Source organism: Vibrio hepatarius, from assembly GCF_001274785.1.
Classification (GTDB): domain Bacteria; phylum Pseudomonadota; class Gammaproteobacteria; order Enterobacterales; family Vibrionaceae; genus Vibrio; species Vibrio hepatarius.
Genome location: NZ_LHPI01000019.1, coordinates 142,474 through 156,416 on the forward strand (window position 1 = coordinate 142,474; position 13,943 = coordinate 156,416).

Here is a 13,943-nt window from a genome sequence, read left to right on the forward strand (position 1 = left end):
GGCGCATACATCGCCTAGATGACGGATTTCATGCGGTAGAACCAGGTACAAAGTGGATCATGGTATTGCTGCATTGCTAGGTACATCTGCTCGATAAGCTGTTGTTTGATCGCTTGGTATTCGGGATCGTCAATGCAGTTGACCATTTCGTTTGGGTCAACCGCCAAGTCATACAGCTCGCTACGGCCACTGGCGTTGAACACCAGTTTATGTGTTGGTGTGCGCCACATTCGTTGTGGGAAGGGGGTAAAGTGACCATTTTGCTGGGCGAGAATGCCCTCACGTGAGCAGAAAGGCTGATTTCTAAGCAGTGGCAGTAAAGATCGCCCGTCGAATGAGTCAGGTACTTTGCCTGATCCAAGCTCTGCATAAGTTGCGGAGACATCGTGTAGGTAGACCATCTCATCGCTGCGAGCATTTGGTTTCGCTGCGTTGGGATCTTTAATGACTAAAGGCACTCGATAGGTTTGGTCGAACATAAACTCGCCTTTCTCTATCATGCGATGTGCACCCATCGCGTCACCGTGGTCAGCGGAAAGCACCACAAACATCTCGTTATATAGATCGCGGCTTTGCAAGTAGTCAATGAAGTGGCCTATCGCGTCATCAATCAGGCTGATATAGCCCCAATATTTGCATACAATTTGTTTCCAACTGTCTTCGTCTAGCGTCCACACGCCCCACATTTTGGCAATATTGGAGTAGTGCTCTGGTTTGCCTTCTAGCGGTTGGTAAAAGCTTTCATCAAAGGTGACTTGCTCCGGTTGGTACATCGAGAAGTACGGCTCTGGGATCACACAAGGTGTGTGCGGGCCCCAAAAGTTCATCCATAAGGTAAATGCGAGACCATCCTTAATGCACTGCTCAATGTGTGTGATCGCTTCATCAACCAAGAAGTACGGGATAGACGCCTCGACTGGTGCGTTTAACAAACCGTAGAACTCTTGAATCTGCAAATTGGGATTATTACCGAAGCGACGTTCGGTCACTTCAGGGATCGCGAAGCCTTTCTCTGTTAACCACTCTAAGTACCGGTTGCCGTTCTGCGGCACGCTGTCAAACGCGAGATTCTTGTAGACACCACTTCCGGGATAGGCGTAGCCATCAAAGTTATGGCCAACAAAACCGTATTCATCGGGAAGCTTTTTATGACCGATATGCCATTTGCCGATATAGATATGTTGGTGCTCTGGTAGCTCAGAAATCAGATTGGCGTCTTCTAAAGGCACATCGCACTTCTCGCCTTCTTTGTCGGAATTGCACATCACACCGTGGTGAGAGGGCATCTTGCCAGTAAACAGCGAGGTTCTCGAAGGCGTACAAACAGACGACGCGCAATAGGCGTTGTCAAATCTCATACCGTCTGCGGCAAGTTTATCCATATTTGGTGTACGTACGATCTCATGGCCATAGCAACCCAACATATCTGCACGAGTTTGATCCATGAGTAACAGAGCAAGATTCATACATTCTCCAAAATCAATAATTGAAACGTTGTTTTAATTATATTGTCATTGTGAGTTCAAATTTGTGAGCTAAGTGGTCGTTGGATTAAAAAAATGAAACGTAGTTTTGATCTCCATATCATAAATATAAAAAAGCGTTTCAATAATTAAATTTGATGGGTTTTAATTCACCTCATTGATGGTTTTGTTGTTAAGCGAGTAACCCGTGGCAATAAGTTTGAATTGTTTGGCAAATACGGTGCAAGGATGCGTAGGCCGTTCTGAAACGCTACAAATGCTAAAAGCGATTGTAGATCGTCAGATGGCGGTGATTCGTGGAACAGTACAAGACCTGCCAAACTTCAATAGCGCGGCGCACTACACAGCAAATGTTGCTCGTATTGAGCATATTTGCCGTTTAATGTGGGGCGCGGTGCCTGCTGGTGATGAACTGAGTAGAGAGCACGCTGAGCTGCGCCGATTGATCGTCAACGGTACCAATCCATCACACCCAGACTTTTGGCAGTTTCCACGTAACTACGATCAACGTGTCGTGGAGATGTCTTCGATTGCCGTTGCACTGATTGATGCCAACGAACTTTACTGGCAACCACTGGATAACGAGCAGCGCGCCAATCTTGCGGCTTGGTTAAATTCGGTTGCCGATTTAGAGCTGCCACCTAACAACTGGCGCTGGTTTCGAGTTCTAATCTTAAAAGCACTGTCGTTATTAGGCGTCGAGATTCAGCAACAAGTGCTTGAACAAGACCTCGCGTTTATTGATGAAATGTATTTAGCAAACGGGTGGTACCAAGATGGTCTCACAGGAGTAGTGGATTATTACAACCCGTTTGCTTTCCAACTTTATGCTTTGGTTTATGCGCGTTGGGATAACTCACACAGCGAATTCAGCCAGATTTTGCTGCGCCGTGCGATTGAATTTTCCAACAGCTACCAATATTGGTTTGGCGAAGACGGCAAACCGCTTTGTTATGGACGCTCACTAAACTACCGCTTTGCGGGCGCTGCGTTTTGGGTTGAATTAGCTCGCTCTGGTCATCCGGACGTTGATGTTCAACTTGCCAGAACTTGCTGGCAGCAAACTATGGGCTGGTGGAGCGAGCAGCCGATTTGGGACAACAACGCCCAACTACTTCCAGGCTTTGCCTATTCAAACTTACTAAGCAGTGAATTTTACACCTCGTACGCGTCGCCAATGTTGGCACTTAAGGCGTTTAACGCGCTGGCGTTATCTGATGACCATCCGTTCTGGCAAGCGTCGTTAACACCACTGCTTGATACCGAGCAGCCGGTCAAACTCGCCAAACATCTGCTAATGCGCCGCGGGGGCGTGTACCTGTTAACTAATAGTGCAGGCTCTGCCGAATTGCGCCACTGTGACGATAAATACGCTAAGTTTGCTTATAGCTCTGATCATGGTTTATGTGTTGAAAGCAGTCAGTGGATCGAACAAGGCTGGGCGGGCGATAACATTCTGGCTTTTCGTCATCCTGATACCCAGCAATGGATTAGCCGTTCACGTAACCTTGAAGCGTACGCACTCGATGACTCTTTAGTGTCGGTTTGGCAGCCATTTCCGGGCTGCGAAGTGAAAACCACTCAAAGATTTGCTGACGGTAAAGAGGTGCGTCTTAATCAGATCACCACCGATCAACCGCTGGAGTTTTTGATGACAGGGCACGCGGTTGATACGTGGAGCCAGTGGTTTAGTCACAATGAGCCTCGTGCAGCAAAGGTTGAATCCGACAAGCTGTATAGCGAACTGATTTTGGTCAGTGGACCTGGCGAAACACGCGTCTATCCGTGTGCGCCGAACACTAATTTACTTTATCCCCACGCCAGCGTACCGGCGATAGCAGGGCAGTTCCCACAAGGGATATCGAACCTGCTTGTTGAAGTGTGCGCTGGGAAACAAGAATCCCCCTTTAATAATGAATCACATCAGGGAGTGACTGATGAACTATAACAAGAACTTACCTCTACTTGGTAAAGTAGCAGTTGCAGTAGCGGCTTCAGTATCGGTATCTGCATGGGCAGATACCTACAATGAAGCGCCTCAACTTAAAGATATGGTTAACGCAGGCCAGCTACCACCAGTGGTAGAGCGTTTACCAGAGAACCCACTGGTAGTACAACCTTTTGAATCTGTAGGTCAATACGGCGGTACACTAAACCTAGTGGGCAAAGTGGTTGATAACGGTCATCGTATTCGTACTATCGCTTACGATAACTTGTTCAGCTTTGACGTAAACTACTCAAAAGTACTGCCCAACCTAGCAACAGGTTTTACAGCTAGCCCAGACAACAAAGAGTTCACCATTACACTGCGTAAAGGTGTGAAATGGTCTGACGGCGCGCCGTTCACAGCGGAAGATATTGCGTTCTACATCAATGATGTAGTGGGTGACCCAGAGCACTCTGGTAACCGTCCACTAGCGTTACCAACGCACGATGCGGCGAAAGCAGAAGTGATTGACCCATACACAGTGAAGATCACTCTGGCGAAACCAAACGGTCTGTTTATCCGCAGCCTTGCAACAGTAGATAGCGAAAGCTTTACTGCGTTCCCGAAACACTACTGCTCTCAGTTTCTTCCTAAGTTTAACGACAAAGCAGAAGCGAACGCGAAAGCGGCAGGTTTTGACTCTTGGCGTCAGTACGCATCAACGAAGTGTGAAGCTCATTACTTTATGGAGCACTACAGCAACGTTGATCGCCCAGTTATGACTGCTTGGAAGGTGAAAACACCACCGGGTCCAAACGCAAGTTTCGCAGAGTTCGAGCGTAACCCTTACTACTGGCAGGTTGACACAGAAGGCAATCAGCTTCCTTACCTAGATTCTGTACGCTGGCGTTACAGCGAAGACCAAGAAGAGATGGTACTTCGTGCAGCAAACGGTGAGGCAGATTACCAACACCGTCACATCGGTAAGCCAAACTACCGTTCACTACTGATCGAAAACGAGAAGAAGAGCGGTTACACCTACGAGTTCCGTCCAAGCACTCGCAGTACAGAGCTGGCCATTGCACTAAACCAAACGGCAAAAGATCCAGTTAAACGTGAGCTTTTCCAAAACAAAGATTTCCGTATCGCACTTTCACACGCGATTGACCGTGAAGAAATCAGCGAAACGGTATTCTCTGGTGCGGTAGGTCCATACCAAGCTGCACCATTAGAAATCTCGCCATTCTACGATGAAGAGATGGCGATGCAGTACACTGAGTTCGACCAAGACAAAGCGAACAAGATCTTAGACTCTCTAGGTTTGGATAAGCGTGACAAAGAAGGTTACCGCTTAATGAAGAACGGCGAACGTCTACGCATCGAAGCGATGTCTAAAGTGAACGACAAAGGCGTTCTGGCTGACTCGTTAGAATTGGTTAAGAACCAATGGAAAGACGTCGGTGTGATGCTGGATATCCGTATCCTAGAAATCAACCACGTGGTTAACCTGCGTTTGACTAACGACTTCGACATGATCCCAATCGTGGGTGATGGTGGTGTAGGTATCATCGATGAAGCGCGTCACTACATGCCATTTAGCCCAGAATCAACATGGGGTCTAGGTTACTACCTATGGGCAAGTAAGCCAGACAGTGAGTTCGCCGTTGAGCCGCCAGCACACGTTAAGAAACAGCTTGATTTGTGGAAACAGCTAGAAGCAACGTCTTCACAAGAAGCACAGTACAAGTACATGGAAGAGATCATGGATATCGCTAAAGAGAACTTCTATGTTATCGGTACGGTTGAATCACTGCCTGTCGGTGTTGTCGTGAACGACAAGCTACAGAACGTGCCTGAGAACATGCCACAGTCGTGGACGTTCCCAACACCGGGACCTATGCGTATGGGTCAATTGTGGAAAAAACAATAATCTGACTCTTTAAGACCAAGCCCCGCTGATCCAGCGGGGCTTTCTTGTCATTAAACGTTTCCATTTTGACTGAAATATAACTTAAATACCGTTTATCAATACCAACTAACAAGCAATCCACTATTAAAAGAGTGGATATTCAATAAATGTATTCAAGTTCTATTTTGATTTTATAAATGATTTTAAATCTTAAATATTTTTCTCTGTAGATATTTTTGTTAGTAGTGAGTTTTGTATTTAACCTACAACGTCAAAGGATTAATAATGAGTAAATCAGTTATTGGCGAGTTATTAGAAACCAACCAACGTTTAGCTCTCGACCGAAAACCAAACAGTCAAGTTTCTGCACAAGGGTTACTAAAATGGAAAAAGGCGACCTTTGGTATATTCATTCATTGGGGATTATCCGCTCATAAGGATCTTTCTGGTGGTTATCAAGGTGTTCAATACGACACGTTAGCTGAATGGGTTCCTTTCGCGGCGCAGATTCCGATGTCGGAATACAAGCAATTGGCACAGAGCTTTAACCCGAGTGAGTTTGACGCGCAACGAGTGGCGCAACTCGCTCACGATACGGGTATGCGCTACATGGTGTTTACCGCAAAACATCACGATGGTTTCGCCATGTATCACAGCAAAGCGCATCCGTTTAATATTACCACCGCAACACCTTTCGCCCGTGACCCAGTCCGAGAGCTGAGTGAGGCCTGTCAAGAGCAAGGCATCGGCTTTGGCCTTTATTACTCCCACGTGATCGATTGGGAAAGCCAAGATGCATGCACTAAATCATACAATAGCTGGGATTATGATATCTCGCAGGGTAATTACCAGAGTTACTGGAAAAACAAGTCGTTAGCGCAAATGGAAGAACTCGCGTCAAGCTACGGCGAATTGACGTCGATGTGGTTTGATATGGGCGGCTTTGACCTGCAGACCGAGTCGGAGCATGTCGCCAAAACCAACGAGCTGATTCAGCGTTTGCGTCATCATCAACCCAACATGGTGATCAACAGTCGTATTACTTCACCGGAGAGAGAACATCTTATCGATTGGGATATTGTCACAGGCCACGACAATTACATGGAGCCGACCAAAATTAAACCTTGGTTCTGGGAGGGGATCGCTACGACCAACGACAGTTGGGGCTTTAACCGATACGACCAAAACCCGAAACGTGCACGTGATGTGATCAACCAACTGTGCACAGTCGTCAGCCGTGGTGGTAACTTCTTGCTCAATATCGGTCTGGATCATTTGGGGCGAGTCCCACAAGAGATAGAACAGTTGCTGGCTGGAGTGGGTGATTGGATGCAAGCACACGGCAACGCTATCCATGAATGTTACGCAAACCCATTTAACGGCGGTTTTGACTGGGGATGCGTGACTCACAACCCCGAGACGAGAACTCTCTATTTTATTTTGCCGCGTTTGCCTGAGCACCAGTTGATCAGCCTGAAAGGATTAAACAACGCAGTGTGTTCCGCGCGATTCATGGATGACAACACAGGGCGAGTGGGAGTGCTTCAGCAGAAAGTCAGTGACACAACCACACACACTCAGCTGACGATTCAAGCACCTGAGCAAGCTTTTAGCATGCCGCAAGTGATCGAAGTGTGCTATGACGGTGAGTTGTCAATCAACAATGAGGTTCATCAAGATAGACTGTATCAAGTTTATTTGGATGGCCAGAACTGCTATGAAGCTAGGCAAGGTGATAAGCACTACCAATGGCAGTTCCATGTGACTGTGCCGGGGCGTTACGACGTGTCGCTTCGTTCGACTGAGTCTATGCACCACAAGCAGCCGCGATGGGTACATCATGGCAAGCGAGGCATTGTTCGTTGTGCGGGCAGCGAGCAAGCGTTTTCTCTCACTATGAATGAGCTAACAGAGAGCAACGCGCAAGTACCTTGGAAGGATGTGCTCAGCCATTTGGCGACCATCGAGATCGAACAACCTGGGGTCTACACATTGGATCTCAATGGTATTGAGTTGTCGATTGATGAGTCTGACAAATATGGTTCAGATATGGTTAATTTCGAGTCACTGACTATAAAACCGAGTGCGCATTAAACACTATTGGATTTAAAAAGTAGTGGCTTTGTCACTACTTTTTATCTCCATTTATTTTTCGATTCGGGCATGAGTTTTATTTAATCGGGCATGCTCAGATACAAATTTAAACAACCTTTGTGAGGCTTATCTCATTAGAGAATTTTCTGATTATTAAATTGCGTTTAAGTGGATATTATTTATAAAAATAAAATAACGTTTTAATTTTTATTTTAACTTAATGTCAGAGTTTTTTGGCAAACCTAATCCATCCGCTTATTTAATATCAGGAGAAAATGATGCAAATCAAGCAAGTATCTTGTTTTGGCTTTAACGCTATCGTCGCATCCCTCGCTCTTATCTCTGGTAGTGCCATTGCCAACCAATATGCAGAAGCACCAGCGCTTGCTGAGTTGGTAAAAGCTGGTCAACTTCCACCCGTGGAGCAACGTCTTCCAGAAAACCCTTTGATCGTGAAACCACATGACTCTATCGGTCAGTATGGTGGCACACTCAACCTGCTTGGTCTGGCTTCAGATAATGGTCACCGAACCCGTATTATTGGCCACGATAACTTATTTACTTTTAACACCAGCTACACTGGAGTGGTTCCTGGTCTTGCATCGGGCTTTGATGCCAACGAAGATTCAACCGAATACACCATCTACTTGCGTAAGGGCGTTAAATGGTCAGATGGTAGCGAGTTTACAGCCAACGATATTACCTATTTCATTAACGATGTTCTGGGTGACCCAGAGCACGCAGGTAACCGCCCCCTTAACTTAAAAACGCCAGATGCAGCAACCGCGGAAGCGATTGATAAATACACGGTGAAAATTACCCTCAAAGAGCCTGACGGTTTATTTATCCGTGCGCTTGCTGGCTACGATGGCACAAGCTTTGTTGCGTACAACCGCGCCTACTGTTCTCAGTACCAGCCTAAATTCAACAAAGATGCGGTTAAACTCGCGAAAGACGCAGGCATTGCGAACTGGCGTACTTACTTTGAAGATAAATGTGGCGTGCATTATTTCGATGGTATGTACAAGAACGTTGATCGACCAGTGCTGAGTGCGTGGAAAGTAAAAGTACCGCACGGGGTGAATGCACCGTTTGCGTTGTACGAGCGCAACCCGTACTACTGGCAAGTCGACAGCGAAGGCAATCAATTACCATATTTGGACGAAGTCCGTTGGGTATTTACCGAAGATAAGAACGATATGGTGCTACGCGCAATCGCTGGTGGTACTGACTTCCAAGCGCGCCACATTGATGCGGCCAACTTCCGTTCTACGATTTTGCAAAACGAAGAGAAAGGCAATTACAAGGTTCACTTCAGACCGAAAACGGACTCGTCGGTGCTTGGTTACCAAATTAACCACACGGTAAAAGATCCAGTTAAGCGTGAATTGTTTACCAATAAAGATTTCCGTATTGCATTGTCGATTGCGATGGACCGTGACGAAATTGCGGAATCGATTTTCTATGGCACGGTAGAACCTCGTCAGACTTCACCGCTTAAAATGTCCAAGTTTTATGATGAAGAGATGGAAAAGCAGTACACGGAGTACAATCCAGATAAAGCGAACCAGATTCTCGACTCATTAGGCTTAGACAAATACGACGAAGATGGTTACCGCTTGATGAAAAATGGTAAACGCCTGCGTATTGAGTTCTTGACTGCTTCATTCCTCAACCCGTCTCAAAGAGACATTATTGAGCTGACTAAAAAGCAATGGAAAAAGGTCGGTGTCTTCCTCGATATGATGTTGGTGGATACGCAATTAATGACAACGCGACGCCTGACGGGTGATTACGATGTGATTCCTTCAACCATGAGTGGCGGTGTTGGCATTATCGATAACAGCATTGCTTACGCGCCTACCGGTCCTGGTGCCGACTGGGGATACGGATATTCACGTTGGTTGCAAGACAAAAACCACACAGATGCGGTTGAGCCGCCTGCGTCGGTCAAGCAACAGCTTGAGTTGTGGAGACAGTTAAGAGCGACATCGTCTCAAGATGAGCAGAACCGTTTAATGAAAGCGATCATTGATATTGCGAAAGAAGAATTCTTTACCATTGGTACCGTAGAGCCAATTGAATCAAGCGTTATCGTGAACAATCAACTGCGTAACGTAGTCGAAGAAATGCCTGCATCTTATAACTTCCCAACACCAGCGCCGATGCGCTTAGGTCAGTTGTGGAAAGAAACTAAGTAGTTTTCATTCAACAAACCAACCGCGTCTTGTGAAGTCATAAGACGCGGTTTTTTTTTGTGTCTGGCGTATATAGATGATTCCCTTACTACGTAGGCTTTTTCTGCCTTAAATCGATACACACTTTTCTCGACTTGATTCCGGTTCTCATTCTCTGTTCTTAGCCCTTTTGTTCCGTCGCGCTCTAAACATGTAATTCGTGAATATCTAGTACAAATAGTATGGACTTGATCACGATTTGTGTCTTTCTAAACGATCGTGCACACACAAAAATGAAAAAGCGTTTTAAAAATAAATAATGGTGCGTTCTAATAATAATGAATAGGGAGCGTGATTATTAAATCTGTTTCATTACAGATGAGCGCTAGCAGAGTTCCGTACTCACACTCTCAAATTTCTATGATTGACTATTCCTCAACAGGACTGGAATTAAGGAACAAACATGAGCAGTTTTTTTCTGTTTATAGGTAAGCGGTTGTTATCCATATTGGTGACAGTTTTCGCCGTATCTATTGTTATTTTTGCGGTGATAGATTTGCCGCCCGGTGACTTCGCTTCATCGAAAATTGCTGAGCTTCAATCAATGGGACAAACCGTTGACCCTCAGATGATCTATACCCTGCGTGAAATGTACGGCTTAGATAAGCCATTATTAGTTCGTTACGCTGATTGGATGTTAGGTCTAATGACAGGCGACCTAGGCATCTCTCTTACCAACAACCAACCAGTATGGGAAACCATCGAACCACGTATTTGGCCTACCGTTGCATTAGCAGGCGCTGTATTCCTATTCCAATTCCTTATCGCAATTCCAATCGGCATGTATTCTGCGCTTCGTCAGTACTCTTGGGGGGACTACGTTGCAACGATTTTTGGCTTTATTGGTATGGCGACACCTAACTTCGTTATCGCAATCCTAGCACTACTCATCGGTTACTACAGCTTTGATACTGTTGTATCAGGCTTGTATTCAGAAGAGTTTCTTGACCAACCGATGTCTTGGGCGAAGTTCCTTGACGCCGCGTCTCGCAGCTGGATTTACATTCTAGTAGTCGGTACGGCAGGTCTGGCCGGTATTATCCGTATCATGCGCGCAAACTTACTCGATGAGCTGAAAAAACCTTACGTTAAGACAGCCCGTGCGAAAGGTCAGACTGAAGCAAAACTGATCATGAAGTACCCGGTACGTATCGCTATCTTACCAATCGTATCGACTATTGGTTGGATGCTGCCAGCTCTGCTTGGTGCAGACATCATCGTTAGTCAGGTAATGAACATTCCAACGCTTGGTCCACTAATGCTTTCGGCACTGCGCGCACAAGACATGTATGTAGCGGGCGATGTTCTGCTGATTATGTCCATTCTCACCATCATCGGTACGTTGATTTCAGACCTGCTGCTCTACTGGGTTGACCCACGAGTTCGAGTAGGCGTAGCGAAGGAGTTTTAAGTCATGACCGCTTCAACATTGAATTTATTTGGTCGAGTTTTCGGCCGTAAGAAAAAACAACTGGATCTGAGCACTGCAACCCAGTGGCAATTGATCGGTCTTAAAATGCGCCAGCATAAACTGGCTTGGTACAGCATGTGGTTCTTGGCACTCATCTACTTTGTGGCCATCTTTGCTGAGTTCTTCGCCCCGTTTGATCCAAGTGATAACTGGCGTCGCTACACTTACGCGCCACCACAGGCGGTGAGCTTTATTGAATCGACGGATGACGGCTGGCGTTGGGCGCCACATCTGGACTTCTACAAGAGCAAGACAGATCCACGTACGTTAAAGCGTCATTACACCTTGGATGAAAGCAAGAAAGTGTACTTCTCATTTTTTGGCAAGACAGAGACTTACCATTTACTTGGCTTTATCCCGATGAACCGTAAGTTCATCACACCGGATAATCCAAAGCAGCCGTTCTTTATCCTCGGTTCTGACCGAATGGGTCGAGACATGCTTTCGCGCTTAATTTACGGCGCTCGTATTTCGCTTTCCGTTGGCTTGATGGGGGTATTCACTACGTTCGTGCTTGGTATCGTGATTGGTGGTATCTCAGGTTACTTTGGCGGCGCGATCGATAACTTCATTCAGCGTAGTATCGAATTTATGAAGTCGATTCCAACCCTACCGCTATGGATGGCACTGTCTGCGTCCTTACCAGCGGAGTGGAGTTCGCTGACGAAATACTTCCTGATCACCATCATTCTTGGTTTGGTTTCTTGGCCAGATATGGCGCGTGTCGTACGAAGCCGCTTCATGTCACTGCGCAGCGAAGAGTACGTTGCTGCAGCGTGGTTAGATGGCAATACACCGTTTGAAATCATCCGCCGCTACATGGTGCCTAACTTCCTTAGCCACATCATTGCGGTAGTAACACTGGCGATTCCGGCAATGATCTTGGGTGAAACAGCGCTAAGTTTCCTAGGCCTTGGTTTACAAGCGCCAATGGTGAGCTGGGGTGTACTACTGCAAGAAGCGCAGAACATCCGTGCACTTGCGGAAGCGTCTTGGTTACTTATTCCTGCGGTGGCAGTAGTGGTGGTTATCTTAGCAATGAACTTTGTTGGTGATGGTTTGCGTGATGCTTGCGACCCATACCATGACCAAGGAGCGAAATAATGAAAAAGCGTATTTTACAGGTTAAAGATCTTAACGTGAGCTTCCCGACCAGTACGGAACATTTCCACGCAGTAAAAGGCGTCAGCTTTGAACTGTTCCGTGGTGAGACACTGTCTGTGATTGGTGAGTCGGGTTCAGGCAAATCGGTGACGTCGTCTGCCATCATGCAGCTATTGGATAAACCGGGTCGAATCGACTCAGGGGAGATCCTCTACGAAGACGAATCTGGACAAATTGTTGATATTGCTCAGATTGACCCACGTAGCAAAGAAATGCGTTACATGCGCTGCTTTAATATCTCTTTGGTATCTCAAGAGCCAATGGCGGCGTTGAGCCCAGTTCACACCGTTGGCGACCAGATTAAAGAAGTGCTTTGTTTAGTTGACCCAAACATCACCAAAGAAGGCGCGCATGCTCGTGCACTAGAGCTACTTCATCAAGTGCAGATGCCAGAGCCGGAAACGCTGATCAACAAATACTCGTTTGAATTGTCAGGTGGCCAGCGCCAGCGTGTGGTAATTGCGATGGCAGTGGCGTCAAACCCAGACATCTTGATTGCTGACGAACCAACGACGGCGCTCGACGTTACCACGCAGGCGGAAATTCTTGACCTGTTTGCGGATTTACAACGTCAGTTCGGCATGGCGATTCTGTTTATCACCCACGACTTAGGTGTGGTCGCGCAAATCTCAGACCGTGTTGCGGTAATGGAGAAAGGCGTGTTGGTCGAGTGTGGCGAAGTCAGACAGATCTTCGAAAATCCACAACATCCATACACTTGTAAACTGATGGAAGCGACTCGCGCGCTAGAAAAACCTTCAGCGGTGAAAGTCCCGTTTGATTTGTCAGCGCAAGGTGTGACTAGCCCAATCCTTAACCTTCAAAGCGTATCGAAAGTGTTCGAGAAGCCAGCGAAGATGTTCCAGAAGAAGCAGTTTATGACTGCGGTAGACGATGCAAACTTAATCCTTTATCCGGGTGAATCGTTGGGCATCGTTGGTGAGTCTGGATCGGGCAAAAGTACGCTTGGGCGTGCGATTCTCGGTATGTCACCGGCAAGTTCGGGTAGCATTCAATATGTCGATTTGAAGACGAAGACGGATATCGAGCTTTCAGACTACAAACGCCAAAAACGCGACCCATTGTTTGCCGATCTACGTTTGATCTTCCAAGACCCGTGGTCTTCGCTTAACCCGCGTATGACGGTATTCGATATCATTGAAGAGCCGCTAATCAAACTGCGCACGGAGATGAACAAAAAAGCGCGTGAAGAACGCGTGCGTAACATCATGAAGTGGGTTGGGTTGCCGCCAGAGTTTTCAAGCCGTTACCCGCATGCCTTCTCGGGTGGTCAGCGTCAGCGTATCGTTATCGCTCGCGCATTGGTGACGATTCCGAAAGTAGTGATCGCCGATGAAGCAACTGCAGCACTGGATGTGTCTTTGCGTTCACAGGTTCTTGACCTACTGATCGAGTTCCAAAACACCTACGGTACAGCGTTTATTCTGATCACTCACGATATCGCGACTGTGAAGTACTTCTGTGACCGCGTATTGGTACTGCAACACGGAAAAATTGTTGAGCAGGGCGACGTTGAACAAGTGATTTTCAACCCTCAAGAAGAGTACACCAAAGAGCTTATCTCTGCGGTTCCTGTCGCGGAGTTACCGCCAGAGGTGGCGATAAAAAAGAGCGCATAACCTCATAGATTCTATGG

General features: G+C 46.7%; 8 protein-coding genes. 7 read left to right on the top strand and 1 reads right to left on the bottom strand.

Annotation, left to right across the window (positions count from 1 at the left end; genetic code table 11):
* Positions 1–14: 14 nt before the first annotated feature.
* Positions 15–1,466 carry a sulfatase family protein gene (locus tag AKJ31_RS17560; RefSeq protein WP_053410376.1) on the bottom strand — a complete coding sequence of 484 codons (1,452 nt, stop codon included), beginning with the start codon at positions 1,464–1,466 and terminating at the stop codon, positions 15–17.
* 205 nt (positions 1,467–1,671) lie between these two features.
* On the opposite strand from AKJ31_RS17560, the gene AKJ31_RS17565 reads away from it, so the two are divergent.
* The 7 genes from AKJ31_RS17565 (at position 1,672) to AKJ31_RS17595 (ending at position 13,926) form a co-directional block, all read left to right on the top strand.
* Positions 1,672–3,432: a DUF2264 domain-containing protein gene (locus AKJ31_RS17565; protein WP_053410377.1), complete on the top strand. Its 1,761-nt coding sequence runs from the start codon at positions 1,672–1,674 to the stop codon at positions 3,430–3,432.
* Entirely contained in the window at positions 3,422–5,341 is a 1,920-nt protein-coding gene (locus AKJ31_RS17570) for an ABC transporter substrate-binding protein (protein ID WP_053410378.1), read from the top strand. The genes AKJ31_RS17565 and AKJ31_RS17570 overlap by 11 nt, the downstream gene beginning before the upstream one ends.
* 264 nt (positions 5,342–5,605) lie before the next feature.
* Entirely contained in the window at positions 5,606–7,414 is a 1,809-nt protein-coding gene (locus tag AKJ31_RS17575; RefSeq protein ID WP_053410379.1) for an alpha-L-fucosidase, read from the top strand.
* 275 nt (positions 7,415–7,689) lie between these two features.
* Positions 7,690–9,615 carry an ABC transporter substrate-binding protein gene (locus AKJ31_RS17580; RefSeq protein WP_053410380.1) on the top strand — a complete coding sequence of 642 codons (1,926 nt, stop codon included), beginning with the start codon at positions 7,690–7,692 and terminating at the stop codon, positions 9,613–9,615.
* Between the two features lie 439 nt (positions 9,616–10,054).
* The gene (locus AKJ31_RS17585; protein WP_053410381.1) at positions 10,055–11,062 is read left to right on the top strand and encodes an ABC transporter permease; all 1,008 of its coding nucleotides are present in this window, start codon (positions 10,055–10,057) and stop codon (positions 11,060–11,062) included.
* A gap of 3 nt (positions 11,063–11,065) precedes the next feature.
* Positions 11,066–12,226: an ABC transporter permease gene (locus tag AKJ31_RS17590; protein ID WP_053410382.1), complete on the top strand. Its 1,161-nt coding sequence runs from the start codon at positions 11,066–11,068 to the stop codon at positions 12,224–12,226.
* Entirely contained in the window at positions 12,226–13,926 is a 1,701-nt protein-coding gene (locus AKJ31_RS17595; protein ID WP_053410383.1) for a dipeptide ABC transporter ATP-binding protein, read from the top strand. The genes AKJ31_RS17590 and AKJ31_RS17595 overlap by 1 nt, the downstream gene beginning before the upstream one ends.
* The last annotated feature ends 17 nt before the right edge of the window (positions 13,927–13,943 follow it).

Coding starts and splice junctions, on each gene's coding strand:
- AKJ31_RS17560 (WP_053410376.1), bottom strand. CDS start 1,466: ATGAATCTTGCTCTGTTACTCATGGATCAAACTCGTGCAGATATGTTG.
- AKJ31_RS17570 (WP_053410378.1), top strand. CDS start 3,422: ATGAACTATAACAAGAACTTACCTCTACTTGGTAAAGTAGCAGTTGCA.
- AKJ31_RS17575 (WP_053410379.1), top strand. CDS start 5,606: ATGAGTAAATCAGTTATTGGCGAGTTATTAGAAACCAACCAACGTTTA.
- AKJ31_RS17580 (WP_053410380.1), top strand. CDS start 7,690: ATGATGCAAATCAAGCAAGTATCTTGTTTTGGCTTTAACGCTATCGTC.
- AKJ31_RS17585 (WP_053410381.1), top strand. CDS start 10,055: ATGAGCAGTTTTTTTCTGTTTATAGGTAAGCGGTTGTTATCCATATTG.
- AKJ31_RS17590 (WP_053410382.1), top strand. CDS start 11,066: ATGACCGCTTCAACATTGAATTTATTTGGTCGAGTTTTCGGCCGTAAG.
- AKJ31_RS17595 (WP_053410383.1), top strand. CDS start 12,226: ATGAAAAAGCGTATTTTACAGGTTAAAGATCTTAACGTGAGCTTCCCG.